13 protein-coding genes are annotated in these 16,131 nt (G+C 66.7%); 2 read left to right on the top strand and 11 right to left on the bottom strand.

The annotated features are described in order from the left end of the window. The first annotated feature begins 5 nt into the window (after nucleotides 1-5). Entirely contained in the window at nucleotides 6-920 is a 915-nt protein-coding gene (locus HU752_RS30575) for a LysR family transcriptional regulator (protein ID WP_186686715.1), read from the top strand. 18 nt (nucleotides 921-938) lie between these two features. Here HU752_RS30575 and madM read toward each other — a convergent pair whose 3' ends face one another. From madM to mdcA, 9 genes are all read right to left on the bottom strand, one after another. Continuing rightward, the gene (gene madM, locus HU752_RS30580; RefSeq protein ID WP_186686712.1) at nucleotides 939-1,703 is read right to left on the bottom strand and encodes a malonate transporter subunit MadM; all 765 of its coding nucleotides are present in this window, start codon (nucleotides 1,701-1,703) and stop codon (nucleotides 939-941) included. 1 nt (nucleotide 1,704) lies between these two features. After that, the gene (gene madL, locus HU752_RS30585; RefSeq protein WP_186686709.1) at nucleotides 1,705-2,121 is read right to left on the bottom strand and encodes a malonate transporter subunit MadL; all 417 of its coding nucleotides are present in this window, start codon (nucleotides 2,119-2,121) and stop codon (nucleotides 1,705-1,707) included. Between the two features lie 65 nt (nucleotides 2,122-2,186). Continuing rightward, nucleotides 2,187-3,116, bottom strand: a complete 930-nt coding sequence (gene mdcH, locus HU752_RS30590) for a malonate decarboxylase subunit epsilon (protein ID WP_186686707.1) — start codon at nucleotides 3,114-3,116, stop codon at nucleotides 2,187-2,189. Next, nucleotides 3,113-3,739, bottom strand: a complete 627-nt coding sequence (locus tag HU752_RS30595) for a malonate decarboxylase holo-ACP synthase (protein ID WP_186686705.1) — start codon at nucleotides 3,737-3,739, stop codon at nucleotides 3,113-3,115. Before HU752_RS30595 ends, mdcH begins: the two co-directional genes overlap by 4 nt. 6 nt (nucleotides 3,740-3,745) lie before the next feature. Further along, nucleotides 3,746-4,549 (bottom strand): biotin-independent malonate decarboxylase subunit gamma, encoded by an 804-nt coding sequence (gene mdcE, locus HU752_RS30600; RefSeq protein WP_186686703.1) that lies wholly within the window; start codon nucleotides 4,547-4,549, stop codon nucleotides 3,746-3,748. Then, nucleotides 4,546-5,397 carry a biotin-independent malonate decarboxylase subunit beta gene (locus HU752_RS30605; RefSeq protein WP_186686701.1) on the bottom strand — a complete coding sequence of 284 codons (852 nt, stop codon included), beginning with the start codon at nucleotides 5,395-5,397 and terminating at the stop codon, nucleotides 4,546-4,548. Before HU752_RS30605 ends, mdcE begins: the two co-directional genes overlap by 4 nt. Beyond that, entirely contained in the window at nucleotides 5,390-5,689 is a 300-nt protein-coding gene (locus HU752_RS30610; RefSeq protein ID WP_186686699.1) for a malonate decarboxylase subunit delta, read from the bottom strand. The genes HU752_RS30605 and HU752_RS30610 overlap by 8 nt, the downstream gene beginning before the upstream one ends. Further along, nucleotides 5,689-6,699: a triphosphoribosyl-dephospho-CoA synthase gene (locus HU752_RS30615; protein ID WP_186686697.1), complete on the bottom strand. Its 1,011-nt coding sequence runs from the start codon at nucleotides 6,697-6,699 to the stop codon at nucleotides 5,689-5,691. Before HU752_RS30615 ends, HU752_RS30610 begins: the two co-directional genes overlap by 1 nt. Beyond that, entirely contained in the window at nucleotides 6,700-8,376 is a 1,677-nt protein-coding gene (gene mdcA, locus HU752_RS30620; protein ID WP_186686696.1) for a malonate decarboxylase subunit alpha, read from the bottom strand. It abuts the gene before it with no gap. A gap of 194 nt (nucleotides 8,377-8,570) precedes the next feature. Here mdcA and HU752_RS30625 point away from each other — a divergent pair, with 194 nt between their 5' ends. Next, entirely contained in the window at nucleotides 8,571-9,767 is a 1,197-nt protein-coding gene (locus tag HU752_RS30625) for an MFS transporter (protein WP_186686693.1), read from the top strand. A gap of 4 nt (nucleotides 9,768-9,771) precedes the next feature. Here HU752_RS30625 and HU752_RS30630 read toward each other — a convergent pair whose 3' ends face one another. Then, entirely contained in the window at nucleotides 9,772-10,227 is a 456-nt protein-coding gene (locus tag HU752_RS30630) for a chemotaxis protein CheW (protein WP_186686690.1), read from the bottom strand. Then, entirely contained in the window at nucleotides 10,220-16,126 is a 5,907-nt protein-coding gene (locus tag HU752_RS30635) for an Hpt domain-containing protein (RefSeq protein WP_186686687.1), read from the bottom strand. The genes HU752_RS30630 and HU752_RS30635 overlap by 8 nt, the downstream gene beginning before the upstream one ends. Nucleotides 16,127-16,131 lie beyond the last annotated feature (5 nt).

The raw sequence follows: 16,131 nt of genomic DNA on the forward strand, positions 1-16,131 counted from the left end.
GTCCCATGTTGATCGATGAAGAACTGACCCTGAAAAAGCTGGAAGTGTTCCTGGCCTTCATGCGCACCGGCAATCTGGCCCGGGCGGCGGCCGAACTGCAGACCAGCAACGTCAGCGTGCACCGGGCCATCCACTCCCTGGAAAGTGCCCTGCGCTGCCCGCTGTTCAAGCACGAGGGGCGTAACCTGACTCCGCTGGAAAGTGCCTATGTACTGGAGGAGCGGGCGCAGAAACTGATCCAGGACGTGGTCGAAAGCATCCGCGTGACCCGCGAAGCCGCCGGCTTCTCCGCCGAACGCTTCAAGCTCGGCTCGCTCTATTCGCTGACGGTGAAAACCGTGCCGCAGTTGATCATGGGCCTGAAGATCCGCCGTAGCGAATTGAACATCGACCTGATCCTCGGCTCGAACATCGATCTGCTGTACAAGCTCAGGAACATGGAAGTGGATGCGATCCTGGTGTCGCTGGACGAAACCACCAACGACCCGGACTGCGAGCACCTGCCGCTGTTTTCCGACGATATCTTTCTCGCCACACCGGCCGACTCGCCGTTCGCCCACCAGGCCCAGGTGGACCTGGCGGACCTGCGCGACATGACCTTCATCACCCTGACCCAGGGCTTCGCCACCCACCGCGACGGCAACCGGGTGTTCGAGCAGGCGGGCTTCGAACCCAAGGTGGCGATGCAGGTCAACGACATCTTCACCCTGCTGAGCATGGTCAGCTCCGGTGTCGGCTACGCCCTGCTGCCCGGACGGATCGCCGCGGTGTACGAGAACCGGGTGAAACTGATCCCGCTGCAGGCGCGCTACCACCTGCAGCAGCATATCGGCGTGGTGTTCCTCAAGGCCAAGGAGCGCGACCCCAACCTGCTGGCGCTCCTGGCCGAGTGCCGGATGTATGCCAACCATCGTGGCTGAGCTGCCGGCCCCCTGCGTTCAACCCACCAGGCCACGCACGATGAAGAACAGCACCGATGGCCCGAGCAGGCAGCCCAGTCCGGTGTGGAAGGTCGCCGTCAGCGCACCGTAGGGCACCAGGCGCCGATCCGTTGCCGCCAGGCCAGCCGTGACACCACTGACGGTGCCGGCCAGGCCGCCGAACACCATCGCCGAACGCGGGTTGTCCAGGCCCATCCAGCGCGCCGCCACCGGCGTGCCGACCATCACGATGATCGCCTTGATCAATCCCGTGGCAATCGACAGGGCGATCACATCGGAACTGGCACCAATCGCCGCGCCCGTCACCGGCCCGACGATGTAGGTCACCGCCCCGGCACCGATGGTGGTCATGCTGACCGCGTCGCGATAACCGAAGGTCCAGGCCATGCTCGCACCGACGATGAACGGCAGCACGGTCCCCAGCAGCAACGACACAGCCCCGATCAGCCCGGCCTTCCTGGCCTCGGTGGCCTGTACCTCGAAGGCCGTGGCGACAATTGCGAAGTCACGCAGCATGGCGCCGCCCATCAGGCCGATCCCGGAGAACAGCGCCATGTCCGCCAGGCCCTTCTGCCCGCCGGTCAGCGTGCCGCCCACCCAGGCCAGGACCAACCCGATCACGATGGCGATCGCCGAACCGTGAATCCGGCCGAAGGTCAGGCGCTTGGACAGCACCGCCGACAGCCACATCACCACACCGACCAAGGCGAAGGCGGTGATCAAACCGTTGTGTTCCAGTGCTTTCTCGATGAGACCCCACATGTCAGCGACCTCCCACGGCATGGGCATCCGGCACCGGGGCCGACGGTTCGGCCGGCAACGGCTCGCCACGGTTGGTGCGGCTGATCAGGGCAATGGTGCAACCACACAGCACCACCGAGCCGATGGCCGCCAATACCGCCACCGGGCCACCGTGCAGCGCGGTGACCACATTCTGGTTGGCCGCCATGGCGACCACCACCGGAATGTACATGGCGCCCCAGAAGCCGACGCCCAGTTCGCAATCCTTGCTCATGCCTGTGCGCTTGTGCATCCACAGGCGCGCGCAGATCAACAGGATCATGGCGATCCCGACCCCGCCGACATTCGACTTGACCCCCAGCAGTACACCCAGCAGGTCGCCCAGAACCACACCGGCCAACGTACAGGCCGCCAGCAGTGCCACACCGTAAATAATCATTGTTGTTATCCTCGCATCGCATTGTCGAAGTTGTTGTTTTTGTCCTTCGAAGCAGCAGCCGGTCTCTATCGGTGGCGGCGTCCCTCCTCATCCAGCAGTGCCTTGAGGCTGTCCAGTCGGGCAGCGTCGAAGGCGATCACGCTGCCCTGTTCGAATACCCGACGCGCCAGGCCGGTCAACACCGTACCCGGTGGCAGTTCGATCTGCAGCCGTACACCGCGCTCGTAGGCGCTCTGTACGGTGCCACGCCAGTCGACGAGCCGGCACATGTTGAAGGCCAGGTCATCGCGAATCTGTTCAGCGCTGCGCAGCAACCGGGCGCTGCTGCCGCTCAAGTACCCCAGGCGTGGCGCCCGCATCGGCACATCGGCGAATGCCGCCGCCAACTGCTGCGCCGGCTCGTCCAGCAATGGACAGTGCGACGGCACGCTGACGGCCAGGCGGCGAGCGACACCGCCCTGCTTCATCGCCGCGCCAACCGCCGCCATTGCCGCATCGCTGCCGGCGATCACGCATTGGTTGTCGGCATTGATGTTGGCCAGGTAGACCGGTGTCTGCGGGCCATGCACCTGGGCCAGCAAGTTATCCACAGCCGCCAGCTCCAGGCCGATCAACGCGGTCATGCCATAGCCCTGTGGATAAGCCTGCTGCATCAGCCTGCCGCGCAGGCTGACCAGGCGCAGCGCATCGCTGAACTCCAGTACCCCGGCCAGTACCGCCGCCGGGTAGGCCCCGATCGACAGGCCAGCGACATAAGCCGGCGCCGGGCCATCCTCCAGCAGCAGCCGGGCTGCGGCCACCCCGGCGACCAGCAGGCAGAGCTGCACCGCGCGGGTCGAGGCCAGCGCCTGCTCCGTGTCCAGCAGCGCCAGGTCCTCTCCCAGCACCTCGCCGGCTTCGACCAGGCATTGGCGAACCACCGTCGCATCGGGCAAGCGCCGCAGCATACCGGGCTGCTGCGCGCCCTGGCCGGGAAACGCCAGCAGGCTGCTCACGCTGCTTGCTCCTGAAGACTCCAGGGATCGGCCACCAACCGTGCGCCCGAGTCCGCCTTGAGCAGCACCCGCTGCGCCTGGCCAGCCCATTCCGCCAGCGCCACCGCACCCAGCGGAGTCTGCAATTGCAGGTCGACGCGGCAGAACGGGTTGTCGAGCTGCTGCAGCAAAGCAGCGGCCTCGTGCCGCGACAGCACGTGGGGCGTGCGCAGGATCAGGTCCAGGTCGCTCTGCGCATGCAGGGTCGGCAGGCCGGTCGCCAGTTCGAAACCGGCACTGCCGCTAACGCCCCAAGCCAATCCCGAGGCATCGAGCAGCGGCCGCACCTGGCGCAGCGCGCGCAAGGCCGGCCAGTCCCGCACCGCCAGCGGACTGTCGACCAGCGCCTCCGGACAGACCCGGCGCTCGACCCGCGCCCGCAGCATCAACGTGGCAAAACGCTGCTCGCGCAACGCCCCGCGCACGCCCACCGGCAGTTGCTCCGCGCTCGCCGGCGCCCGCCGCAGCACCACCGGCTGCCCCTGGTCCAGGGCCTCGGCCACCCAGGCCGGCGCCTGCGCCGGCAGTTGCTCCGGGTTCAGCCCCCAGAGCAGGTCGTGGGGAAGATAGGTATCACTACGCATCGTCACTCACCACTGCTCGCGCAGCAGTTGCCGGACCCGGCTGGACGCAGCGCGGTTTTGCGCCCCCAGCCGTCCGCCCAGGTCCGTGCCGCGCTGCGTCGCGTCGCCGATGGCGGCGGCCAGGCAGTCCTGCACGCTCGCCAGATCCTCCGCTGTAGGCTGCTCGATCCGCTGCACATCGAGGACCTTCCACAGCAGCCCCAGGCTGGCATAGCTATCGATGTCATAGGCCATCGGTGGCACGCTGGCAGCCAGGCTTTCCAGCTCCTCGACACTGCGCAGGGTGACCCGCGCCGCCGAGGCCTTGCCCATGGCATGCACCATCACGCCGGGGTCGCGCAGGGCGATCAGCCGGTTGGCCTGGTAGCCGTGGGCGAGGAACGCCCCCGACATCGCCTTGCCCACCAGCAGCGCGATCACCGCGTGCCCCGCCAGCCGGGCGCGGGCATAGCTGTCGGCGGCGGCGGCCAGGGCCAGGTGAATACCCAGGGCTTCCTCGCGGCGCCCATAGGCCTGGCTCGGCACGTCGACGATGGCGATCAGTGCGCGCTTGCGTGCGTTGGCAGCATCGGCTTCGATCACCTGATCCACCGCCTTGGCCAGGTTCCAGCCTTCCAGCAGGCCGACTTCGCCGCTGCGGGCACGGGCAAAACGATTGGCCGCATCCGGTACCACCGCCAGCAGCCGGGCCTGCTGGTCACCCAGGCGGATATCGGCGGCCTTCAGCGAAGCCGGCAGGCCGGCGATCTCGGCGGCGTCGCCAGCCAGGGCCTGGAACCAGTGCAAACCGCGCAGGGACGGGGCGCTCATGGGCGATCTCCTTGGAAAAGACGGCGAACGGTGGCGGGGTCGATCTGCGGCGCGGCATCCAGCTCGGCCAGCCGTTGCAGGTACCAGTCCGCCTGCCGGCTGCGCTGGGCCTCGGGCAGGCCGGCCGCCAGCAGGGCAGCCACCTGTTGCCGGATCGAGGCCACGTCATCACTTACATAACGATCCACCAGGCCACTGGCGAAGCGCTGCTCGCCACCGGTCAGGCTCCAGATGAAAGGCCGGTCGCGGGAGTCGTATTCCTCGAGCCCCGCCTCCTGTTCGATCACCTGCGGTCCGTTGAGGCCCAGGCGGGCCTCCTGGGTCACCACCAGGTAACTGCACAGCGCCGCCGCAATCGACATGCCACCAAAGCAACCGACACTGCCGGCCACCACGCCGATCACCGGCTGATAGCGCCGCAGATCGACGATGGCCGCATGGATGTCGGCGATCGCCGCCAACCCCAGGTTGGCCTCCTGCAGGCGCACGCCGCCGGTCTCCAGCAGCAGTACGGCACGGGTGGGAATACCCTGGCGGTTATCCTCGGCGGCCAGTTCCAGCGCACCGGCGATCTTCGCCCCGCCTACTTCGCCCAGGCTCCCGCCCTGGAAGGCCCCCTCGATGGCGGCGACCACCACCGGCAGGCCGTCGACACTGCCCTTGGCGATCACCACGCCGTCATCGGCCTGGGGCACCACGCCCTGGCGTTCGAGCCAGGGCGACATGACCCGGGCGAAGGGATCGAGCAGTTCGCGGAAGCTGCCCCGGTCGAGCAACGCCCTCGCCCGCTGCCGGGCAGCGAGTTCGACGAAACTGTGCTTGTTCAACAGAGCTGCGCTGTCAGTCATGGCCGATCTCCTCGAAGCCTTGTTCCAGGCGCAGGCGGACCACGCCGGGCGTGGCGCCGAAATCGTGGATATCGATGGCCAGCGCCGGCGGCAGTTGGCCGTCGAACAGACGATCGAACAGGTGCTGCCAGCGGGCGGCGCTGCCATTGACCGAGGTCGTCACCTGGATCGACAGGGTACCGGGACGACCGGGCTCGAGCAGCACTTCCAGGTCGCCGGAACCGACGCAGCCCACCAGGGCTCGGCCCCGGGGCGGCTGCCCGGCGGGGAATTCGAAGGACAGTTTTTCCATCACAAGGCTTCCTGTTCGAGACGATCGATCAGCAGGCAGGCGGCAAGCAGATCCGCCGCGCCACCTGGTGATGCATTCATCGCCAAAAGCTGTTGATCCAATTCATGCAGGCAGCGCCGACCGGCCAGGCTGGCGCTGCCGCCGGCCTCCAGCACCGCGCGGGCGCCCTGCTGCATTGCCTGCAGGCCCGGCAGGCCGGCGCGATAGAGCACACAGGTGTCAGCCAGTTGGGTCATGATCGCCAGCAACGCATCCAACCGGGCGTTTTGTTCGCCGTGACCGGCCAGACGGCTGCGACGCAGTTGGGGCAAGCCGAGCCGGGTTACCGACGGGAAGCCGAGCTGCGCCTCTTCCCGCGCGCCTCGGGCCCCATAACGCCGGGCCACTTGTTGTCCGTGGCTGTTTCCCTGCGGCGCATGCCGATCTTCCAGCAAGGCCAGGCGCGCGGCCCGCAGTGCCAGGCTCTCGGCGCAATGGGCGGCAGGCTCCAGAGCCGCGGCAGCCACCAGCAGGCCCAAGGCCCAGATCGCCCCACGATGGGTATTGACCCCGCCAGTGGTCTTGAGCATTGCCTGCTCGCCTTCGCGGCCGATACGACCAAGGGCTTCGCGCAACGGCAAGTCGATTGCGGTAACTGAATGTGGCGAGCGGGCTTGCCCGCGTTCGGCGGCGCAGCCGTCGTAAACCCTGGCGTCCAGATCAACCTGACGCTCCGTGATCAGAGGTTTCAGGGTCGCTTCGCAACCCGACGCGGGCAAGCCCGCTCGCCACAAGGTTTGCTCTCGGCTGGATATCGCCGCATCGGCCATCTCCTTGAACATCGGCCAAAGCGACAGGGCCGAGGCGTGCATCAGGCCCAGGTGCAGGTCGCTGTGCGCACCGCTGCCGCGCCGGTCCACCAGGGCCGGCTTGGGCGACAGGTCGGCCTCGTCGATCAGTGCTTCCACCGCGAAGTCCGCCAGGCGCTCGGACAATGAAAGGGGTTGCGGCTGCAGATTGAAGGCGTGCATTTACCAGCTCCTGAAGCGTGCGGGCGGGTTGTAGAGGCCGCCCGACCATTGCACCAGGTCGGCCACGCTCTTGGCTGCGAGCAGCTCACGGCTGGCATCGGTGCGACGGATACCTAGGTCCTCGGGCAAGGCGATCAGCCCTTCGCGCCGCAGCCGCGCCGTGTCCTCCGGCTTGTGCCGCAGGCCGATGACCGTGACGCCGGCCACCGCGGCGATCATCGCCTGGCGCTCCTCCAGGGAGCGGGCCTTGTACAGGTAGGCGATGCCCTCTTCGGTCAGCAGGTGGGTGACGTCATCGCCGTAGATCATGATCGGCGCCAGTGGCATGCCGCTTTTCCTCGCCACCTCGACGGCATCGAGGGTTTCGACGAAGGTCGGTTTGCCCCCCTCCTGGAAGGTCTCGACCATCTGCACCACGAGCTTCTTGCCACGTTCGAGCAAGGCTTCGGGCGCGTCGCCGCTGCCCAGGCGCATATCGAGCCAGGCCGGCGTGCCATGCCGGCGGCCACGGGGATCATGGCCCATGTTCGGCGCGCCGCCGAAACCGGCCAGGCGGCCCCGGGTCACCGTGGAAGAATGGCCATCGCCGTCGACCTGCAGGGTCGCGCCGATGAACAGGTCCACCGCGTACTGCCCGGCCAGCTGGCAGACCATCCGGTTCGAGCGCAGCGAACCGTCGCGCCCGGTGAAGAACACATCCGGCCGGGCGGCAATGTAGTTCTCCATGCCCAGCTCGGTACCGAAGCAGTGCACGCTTTCGACCCAGCCGCTTTCGATGGCGGGAATCAGCGTCGGGTGCGGGTTGAGCGTCCAGTTGCGGCAGATCTTGCCCTTCAGGCCCAGCGACTCGCCGTAGGTCGGCAGGATCAGCTCGATGGCGGCGGTGTTGAAGCCGATCCCGTGGTTGAGCGACTGCACGTTGTGTTTCTCGTAGATCCCACGAATCGCCATCATCGCCATCAGCACGTGCACCGGCTTGATGTGCCGAGGATCGCGGGTGAACAGCGGTTCGATGTAGAACGGCCGGTCGGCCACCACCACGAAATCGACCCAGGACGCGGGAATGTCCACCCGCGGCAGGTCACTGACATCGTCGACCAACTGGTTGACCTGGACGATCACGATGCCGTCGCTGAAGGCCGCCGGCTCGATCAGCGCCGGGGTGTCCTCGGTGCTGGCGCCGGTGTAGATGTTGCCGGCACGGTCGGCCATGAACCCGGCGCTGAGCACCACGTTGGGCACCAGGTCCACCACCAGTCGCGCATAGAGTTCGATGTAGGTGTGGATCGCGCCGATTTCCAGCAGGCCATCTTCCAGCAACTGACTGATGCGCAGGCTCTGGGTGCCGGCAAAGGAAAAGTCCAGCTTGCGGGCGATGCCGCGCTCGAACAGGTCCAGGTGCTCGGCCCGGCCAACGCTGGGCATGATCATGTGCAAATCGTGGAGCCGGCTCGGGTCGACCTGGGCCAGGGAGCGCGAGAGGAAATCCGCCTGCTTCTGGTTGTTGCCCTCCAGCACCACCCGGTCGCCCGGCATGATCAGGGCTTCCAGGGCGGCGACGATCCTGTCGGTCGGCAACACCACGCCATCGGCGAGGGCTCGCACCTGGTCGAGGCGGCGCTGCTTCTCGGCACGGCGCCGCGTCCAGCGCGAGTCGGGGGAATTGGGGGTTGTCATGCTCACTCCACGGGTTCGCTGTCGTGGCTAGACAGTAGGAGTGATCGGACAGGGCATCAATCAAGCCCGGCGACTGATCGTTACGCTCAGGTTAATGATCAGTCTGGACAAGGCCTGCATCAATATCGTCCATGACCTACATGCCAGGGCTTGTTTTCAGCGCCCCATAGCTGGAATCCTTCAGCGCTCACGCCATGCAACGGATGCAGCAAATGCCGGAAAAAAAGCAGCAAGTCACTGCTATCGCCCTGATCATGCTGATTGTCCTGCTCAGCGTATTTCCCATCGACGTGCTGCTGCCCTCGTTTCCAGCCCTCTCGGAGCATTTCCAGCGCCCGTCCACGGATATCGCCCTGTCCGTCAGCCTGTTCGTGCTCGGCATAGCCCTGTCGCAACTGTTCATCGGGCCGCTGTCGGATGTGTTCGGCCGCAAGTACCTGCTACTCGGCGGGATCGCGGTCACGCTGGTCGGCGGGCTGGGCTGCGCGGTGTCCGTCGACTTCCTGCCCTTCATGTTCTTCCGCATGCTCCAGGCCCTCGGCTGTGGCTGCTTCGTACTGTGCCAGGCGCTGATCCAGGACCTGTTCGAGGGACAGGAACGCACCCGGGTGCGCATCCTGCAGGTCACGGCTACCGGCGTGCTCATCTCGCTCTCGCCCCTGGCCGGGACTTTTCTGCAATGGTTGTGGGGCTGGCGCGGTGGCTTCTATGTCTACTGCGCCCTCGCGCTACTGATATGGCTGCTGGCCTGGCGCAATCTGGACAACCGCAGCCCTGTCGCCACGCCCCCACGCAAGAACCTGCTGCAAGGCTACCGCCTGGTGCTGGGCAACTTTGCCTTCGTCGGCAACTACCTGCTCTCGGCCCTGGCCTTCTCCTGCCACTTCGCTTTCATCGTGGTCTCGCCAATCCTGTTCATGGAACAGCTCGGCCTGTCGCAGTTCCAGTATGGGCTGATGCTGCTGGGATATGGTGCCGCCTACATAGCTGGCGGTTTCGGTGCCGGCTGGCTGAATCGCCGGATCGCCCCCGATACCCAGGTGGTCGCCGGCCTGGGGCTGATCCTGCTGTCGGCGCCGGTGATGCTGCTCCTGTCCCATCAATACGAGCGCTCGGCACTGACCATCCTGTTGCCGATGCTGCTGTGCACGGCCGGCACGACGCTGGTCCGCCCCACAGTCAGCACCCGGGCGATGGAGATCTTCCCGGACAATGCCGGTGTCGCCGCCTCGGCGGGCAGCACCCTGATATTCGTCGCGGCAGCGTTGATCAGTGCGCTGGTCAGCCTGTTCACCCGGCAGCTGGAGTGGACACTGGCATTGAGCTTCATCGGCTTCAGCACTGCGGGGCTGGTGTTGAACAGCCGGTTGGGCAAGCACCGCTCCAGATGAACACTCAGGCCAGCCCCGACGCCAGCACCAGGCGTTCCAGCCCCGGCAGGTCCGGGATCTTCGCCACCAGGTCGCCGACCTGGACCGCGGCCTTTTCCAGGCCGCACAGCGGCACGTCGACGAAGCTCAACTGGCTGTCGAGCTTGTACGAACGCGGGATCCCCTGGATCACCAGGGCAATGAAGCGCAGCTCCGGCCGCCCACCCAGGGTGTTGAGGACGACGATCCGCGCCCTCTCGCCCACGCTGATCGCACCACCACAGGCGGCTTCGAAGCTGATCAGCGGCAGTTGGCGGTCGCGCCAGGTCACCTGGCGCAAGTACCACGGCGGCGCATCGCTGGCCGGCTCGCCGCGCTGGAAGTCGATCAGCTCGGCCACCGCCACGTTCGGCAGCAGCAGGTAGCGGTCGGCCAGGGGCAGCATCAAGCCGGTCAGGCTGTTGGCACGGTTCTCATGCATGGGCATGACTCCACTGGGCGATGCTCTCCAGCAGCACCGACTCCTGGTACGGCTTGCCCAGGTAGTCGTTGACGCCGATGGCCATGGCCCGGTCCCGGTGCTTCTGGCCAGTACGGGAGGTGATCATGATGATCGGCAGGTCCTTCAGGCGTGGGTCGTTGCGCACCCGGGTCGCGACTTCGAAGCCATCCATGCGCGGCATTTCGATGTCGAGCAGCATCAGGTCCGGCGTGTGCTCCTGCAGCAGGCTCATCGCGTCGACGCCATCCTTCGCAGTAATCACGTTCATGCCATTGCGCTCCAGCAAACGGCTGGTGACCTTGCGCACGGTCACCGAGTCGTCCACCACCATCACCAGCCGCGGTCGCAAGGGTGTGAAGTCCGCCGCCAGGTCGCTCAAGGCCCGTGGCACCGGTACCCAGGCCTGGGACGTACGGACATGGGCCAGCAGGTCGAGAATCAGCACTACCCGACCATCACCGAGAATCGTCGCCCCCGACAGGCCCGACACCGCGGCGAACTGCGGGCCCAGGCTTTTCACCACGATCTCGCGGGTACCGACCAGGCTGTCGACCTGCAGCGCCACCCGCTGCTCGTTGCAATGCACCAGCAGCACCGGCAGCGGCTGGCTCAGGCCGAGCAGCTTGGGCTTGTTGACGGTTTTCAGCAGCTCGCCCAGGTAACGCAGCTCATAGGTCTGCCCGGCATACTCGTAGCGCGGCGGATTGAACTGGTAATAGCCTTCCAGCTCGTTGGGCAGCACCCGCACCAGGCCCTCGACGGTGTTCAGCGGCACCGCATACTGCTCGTCGCCGCACTGCACCATCAGCGCGCGGTTCACCGAAACGCTGAACGGCAGGCGGATCTGGAAGTGCACGCCCTGGCCCTTGATCGAGTCGATGGTCATGGTCCCGCCCAGTTGCCGCACTTCCTCGTGGACCACGTCCATGCCGACGCCACGCCCGGAAATCTGGGTAATGCGCTCGGCCGTGGAGAAGCCCGGCTGGAGGATGAACTGCAACACCTCGCGATCGCTGATCGGCGTGTCCTCCTCGATCATCCCGCGCTTGATCGCCTTGCGCCGCACCGCATCGAGCGGGACCCCGGCGCCGTCGTCATGGATGTCGAAAACGATGTCACCACCTTCGTGGGACAGGTCGAGGGTGATCCGGCCCTGCTCCGGCTTGCCGGCGGCACGCCGCACCTCGGTGCTTTCCAGGCCATGGTCGACGGCGTTGCGCAGCATGTGCTCCAGCGGCGCGACCATGCGCTCGAGAACATTGCGGTCGACCTCGGCCTCGGCGTTGCCGACGATGAAGTCGACATCCTTGCCCAGCTCCGCCGCCACCTGCCGTACCACGCGTTTCAGGCGCGGCACCATGCGTTCGAACGGCACCATGCGCGTGCGCATCAGGCCTTCCTGCAATTCGGTGTTGACCCGTGCCTGCTGCAACAGCAGGTTCTCAGCGTCCTGGTTGCGCCCGGCCAGGGTCTCCTTGAGATCCAGCAGGTCGGATGCCGACTCGAACAGGGCCCGGGACAGTTGCTGCAGTTGCGAGTGACGATCCATCTCCAGCGGGTCGAATTCCTCGTAGCCAAGGCGCTCGGCCTCCACCTGCTGGCGGCTGAGAATCCGCCCCTGGGTTTCGGTATCGAGCCGACGCAACTGGTCGCGCATCCGCTCGATGGTGGTCTCCATCTCGTTGAGCGCGACCTTGGCGTCATTCACCTGTTGTTCGATGCGCCCGCGGAAGATCGACGTCTCGCCCGCCAGGTTCACCAGGTCCTCCAGCACATCGGCGGAAACCTTGACCATGTCCTGGGGCGGCCGCTCGGCCTCGGGCTCACTCTTGGCGATCAGTGGCGCCGTCAACTCCGCGACCACCGGCGGCTCGACCGGCGGCTGCCGGCCAAACGCCTGGATCTCGGCGATCAGCGCGTCGGCCGGCGGCACCGGCTGCTCGGCCCGAACCGCATCGAGCATCTGCGCCAGGCGGTCGTGACCACTCTGCAACAGGTCGAATAGCGCCTCGCCCGGCTGCAGCAGCATGGTCGAGACGCCTTCGTAGAGGAATTCCAGCTCATGGGCCAGGTCGCCGATCGGCGCGATCTCGACCATCCGAGCCCCCCCCTTGAGGGTGTGCAGGTCGCGCAGCAGGTTCTCCACCTCCTGACGGCTCGACGGCTCGGCGCGCCAGCGCTGCAACGCCGCGCCGGAGCTTTCGATGATATCGAAGCCCTCCTCGAGAAAGACCTCAAGCAACTCCGGATCGCTGCCAGCCGCCGGCTCGGTCGGTTCGGGCGCTTCAGCTTCCACCCCCTGCTGGCGGAAGGCCCGGAGACTGTCGATCAACGGTGTCGGATCGCTCAGCGGCTGCTGTTCCTGCAGTTGCTCCAGCATGACGGCCAACTGGTCATGGCTCTTCTGCAGCAGCGATGCCAGGGAGGGTGAATGGCTGAAACGCCGATCCAGCAGGCCTTCGTAAAGGTTCTCCAGCTCGTGGGCCAGGTCGCCGATCGGGCCGACCTCGGCCATCCGTGCCCCGCCCTTGAGGGTATGCAGGTCACGCTGCAGGGACAGCAGCGACGCGGCGCTGTCAGGCTCGTCGAGCCAGCGCTGCAGGGCCTGCCCGGCACTGTCGAGGATGTCCGCCGCCTCTTCGAGGAAGATCGTCACGATCTCGTCGTCCAGGTCCACGCCCGCTTCGACCTGCGCAGCCTCGGCGGTGGCCGCGCCCAGTTCGCTGATGCTCAGGGCATGCCCGCCGTCGGTCCTGATCAGCCCGGTAGCTGCGGGATCGAGCGCTTCGTCGAGCAGCTCGCGCAAGGCACGGATGCGTGCCGGCTGCGGGTTGATCGCCTGGCCGGCGGCCAGTTCGTCGAGCATGTTGATCAGCGCCTCATGGGCCAGCTGCGCCTCGTGGAAGAAACGTTCGCTGACCGCCAGGCTGCTTTCCTCGACCGCCCCGTAGATATCCAGCAGTGCTTCGCACAGTTCGTCCACCGGCTCCAGGTCGGCGAGGTGCGCACCCTGGCCGAGGGTGGTCAGTTCGTCGAGCAGGTCGTTGAGTTCCTGGCGTTCACCAGGGTGCTGCTGCCAGCGCTGCAGCAGGCTCTCGGCGTCCAGCAGGATGTCCATGCCCTGGGCCAGGAAGCTGCTGATCAGTTGCGGGTCGCGCCGCGTGCGCTGGGCGCTGACGGGTACGCTCAGCAGGGCTTCGAGCCGCTGCGCCAGCAAGTCCTCGGCGCGGCGGATCAGTTGCGGCGCGCCGTCGATGGCGGCCAGCGGATCGTCCTTCAGCTTTTGCAGGCCCTGGCGGAACAGGCCTTCGGCCTCGAACAGCAGCTCCACCTCGTCCAGGTCCAGCGCCAGCAGGTGGGCCTTGAACTCGCGGACCAGGTAGTAGAGCGGCGCGGCCAGTTCGGCCATCGGCAGGACCCCGGCCATGTAGGCGCTGCCCTTGAGGGTGTGCAGTGCCCGCTGCAACTCGTCGCTGACCTGCAATGGCAGGTGCTCGGCGGCCTGTTCGAGAAAATGGTTGAGGCTGTCGAGGTGTGTCTCGGCTTCCGCGCGGAAAATCTCCAGCAACTGCCGGTCCAGGCCTTCCGTGCCGGCCTCGCCCTCGGCATCCCCTGCGCCACCGGCACTCGCCAGGGCATGGGCACGGGCCGCCAACTGGTCGACATCGTCACGCTGGCGCTGGGCATCGGCGGCGAACTCGTCGACCAGCCCCGGCAACAGCTGCAACACCTCGTCGATCAGCCGTGGTACCTCGGGGCCTGGCTCCAGGCTGCGTTCGAGCACCCGATTGAGCAGGTTCTCCATGGCCCAGGCCAATTCGGCCAGCACCAGCGCGCGAACCATCCGGCCGCTGCCCTTGAGGGTATGGAAAGCCCGGCGCAGTTCACCCAGCGCCGACTTGCTCTCAAGATCGGCAAGCCAGCGCGGCAGGTAGTCGCGCAGGGCATCGAGGACTTCCGCGGCTTCCTCGAGGAAGACTTCGCGCAACTCGTCATCGACCGGCGCCTCGTCCGGCGGCGGCGGCAACAGGCTGTGCGGCACCTGCCGGGCCGGCGGATTGAGTTCCGATACCGGGTGGGCCAGTACATCGGCCAGGGACTTCACCACATGCGGGTCATCCAGCTCCTGCAGGTCGCGCATCACCAGCGCCTCGGTGGGGCTCAGCACCTCGTCGAGCACCGGCACCTCCAGTTCCACCGGCGTACAGCCCAGCGCATCCAGGCTCTGCTCGACCTTGTCGAGCACCGTCTCGCCAGCCGCCTCGTGATCTTCGGCCAGGCGCTCAAGGTAGTACTCGATGCCGCTCAGGGCATCGGCGAGGCGATCGAGCTGCTGCCAGGACGGCGGGCTCGGCTCGTCGATCAGGTGCTCGCGAATGTAGCGGTTGCAGGTTTCCAGCAGGCTCGCCGCCCGGCCCAGCGGAATCATCGACAGCGCACCGCGTACCTGGGTCAGCAGCTCGGGCAACGGCGCCAGGCGCTCACGGTCCCAGTCGGCATCGATGTAGTCGACGATCAGGTCCTTGGCCTGCTGCAGGCAGAGCAGGGCCTCGCGGATCACGATCTGGTGGATCAGGGTCAGGTCGGTGGTCGGCAGGCGGCTTTCCTCGCGACCCTGCGGTTCGACCGTCCCGATCATCCCGGCCAGCGTCGACTCGACATAGAGCAAGGCCCCGGCCACATCCATCAGCACCGGGTCGTTGGGCTCGCGCTGACCCTGGGCCAGGCCCTGGACCACCGCCAACTGATCGATGATCACCTTGCGCGGCTGGCCGAAGCCGAGCACCGCCAGGGTGTCGGCGATCTGCCGCAATGGCGCCAGCAGGCTGCCCAGGTCGTCGGCGTGCTGGCGGTCGCTGCGCACGAACAGGTCCAGCCGCTCCTTGACCCGCACCAGTTCCTCGCAGAGCGCCGAGACCACCGAACGCATGGCATCACGGTCCGGACCGGCCAGGCGCGCACGCTCCTCGTCGACCACGCTGCTGCTCGGCAACGCCTCGTCCAGGCCATAGCGCTCCTTGAGCACACGCATCTGCGGGGTGGGGCGTTCGGCCTTGGCGATGTAGAACAGCAGGCTCTTGAGCAATTCGTCCGGTGCCGGCTGGTTGATGCCCTCGATCCCCTGCTCCAGCAGGCGCTTGAGTTCCCTGTCGGCATCCTTGAGCAGGCTGCGCAACGCCGGGCTGTTGCTGATCGCCCCGTCGAGCATGCCTTCGACCAGCGCCGAACCGACCTGCCACAGCGGCGCCAGTGGCGCGTCCAGGCACAGGCTTTCCAGGCGGTTGAAGACCTTGGCCATGTAGCCCAGGTTCGTCGCGTCGTCCTGTTCGCGCAGCAACCCCACCAGGGCGGTCTGCAACATCTGCCGCCACTTGCGCAGCAGCCCCGGCAGGTCCGACGGGGCCCGCTGGGCCAGAACCCCGGCCTCGAGTGCTGGCAACGCCAGCAGCACCGGACTGAACAGGCTGGTCTCCGAAAGCAGGCTTTCACCGCGAGCACTGCGCAGGTCGTTGAGCAACGGCAGCACCAACAGCGGCAGGTCGCGCCGGGCGTCATGCACCCGGTCCAGGTACAACGGCAATTGGGCGAACGCCTGGTGCAACAGGCTGACAGCCTCGCCCGGCGCGCCGACCCGGCCCTGCTGGAGGGCCAGCACCAGTTGTTCCATTTCCTCGGCCAGCAACGCCGCACCGTAGAATTCGACCATCTGCAGGCTGCCGTGCACCTGGTGGATGCAGGCCAGGCACTCGGCGATGTCCTGTTCGGCATGCTCCGGCACCTCGAAACCGTCCAGTGCCTGCCGGGCCTGCCTGAGGGTGTCGGTAATCTCGCCCTTGACCCACTCCAGGGCTACGTAGTCATGCTGCTGGTCGCTCATGCTTC

The sequence above is a fragment of the Pseudomonas vanderleydeniana genome, assembly GCF_014268755.2.
GTDB lineage: Bacteria > Pseudomonadota > Gammaproteobacteria > Pseudomonadales > Pseudomonadaceae > Aquipseudomonas > Aquipseudomonas vanderleydeniana.

What these genes read in the sequence shown, in the direction of transcription:
- HU752_RS30625 (WP_186686693.1), top strand. Translation starts at nt 8,571, where the DNA reads ATGCAACGGATGCAGCAAATGCCGGAAAAAAAGCAGCAAGTCACTGCT.
- HU752_RS30605 (WP_186686701.1), bottom strand. Translation starts at nt 5,397, where the DNA reads ATGACTGACAGCGCAGCTCTGTTGAACAAGCACAGTTTCGTCGAACTC.
- HU752_RS30575 (WP_186686715.1), top strand. Translation starts at nt 6, where the DNA reads ATGTTGATCGATGAAGAACTGACCCTGAAAAAGCTGGAAGTGTTCCTG.
- HU752_RS30635 (WP_186686687.1), bottom strand. Translation starts at nt 16,126, where the DNA reads ATGAGCGACCAGCAGCATGACTACGTAGCCCTGGAGTGGGTCAAGGGC.
- mdcE (WP_186686703.1), bottom strand. Translation starts at nt 4,549, where the DNA reads ATGAGCGCCCCGTCCCTGCGCGGTTTGCACTGGTTCCAGGCCCTGGCT.
- HU752_RS30630 (WP_186686690.1), bottom strand. Translation starts at nt 10,227, where the DNA reads ATGCATGAGAACCGTGCCAACAGCCTGACCGGCTTGATGCTGCCCCTG.
- madL (WP_186686709.1), bottom strand. Translation starts at nt 2,121, where the DNA reads ATGATTATTTACGGTGTGGCACTGCTGGCGGCCTGTACGTTGGCCGGT.
- HU752_RS30610 (WP_186686699.1), bottom strand. Translation starts at nt 5,689, where the DNA reads ATGGAAAAACTGTCCTTCGAATTCCCCGCCGGGCAGCCGCCCCGGGGC.
- mdcA (WP_186686696.1), bottom strand. Translation starts at nt 8,376, where the DNA reads ATGACAACCCCCAATTCCCCCGACTCGCGCTGGACGCGGCGCCGTGCC.
- HU752_RS30615 (WP_186686697.1), bottom strand. Translation starts at nt 6,699, where the DNA reads ATGCACGCCTTCAATCTGCAGCCGCAACCCCTTTCATTGTCCGAGCGC.
- HU752_RS30595 (WP_186686705.1), bottom strand. Translation starts at nt 3,739, where the DNA reads ATGCGTAGTGATACCTATCTTCCCCACGACCTGCTCTGGGGGCTGAAC.
- madM (WP_186686712.1), bottom strand. Translation starts at nt 1,703, where the DNA reads ATGTGGGGTCTCATCGAGAAAGCACTGGAACACAACGGTTTGATCACC.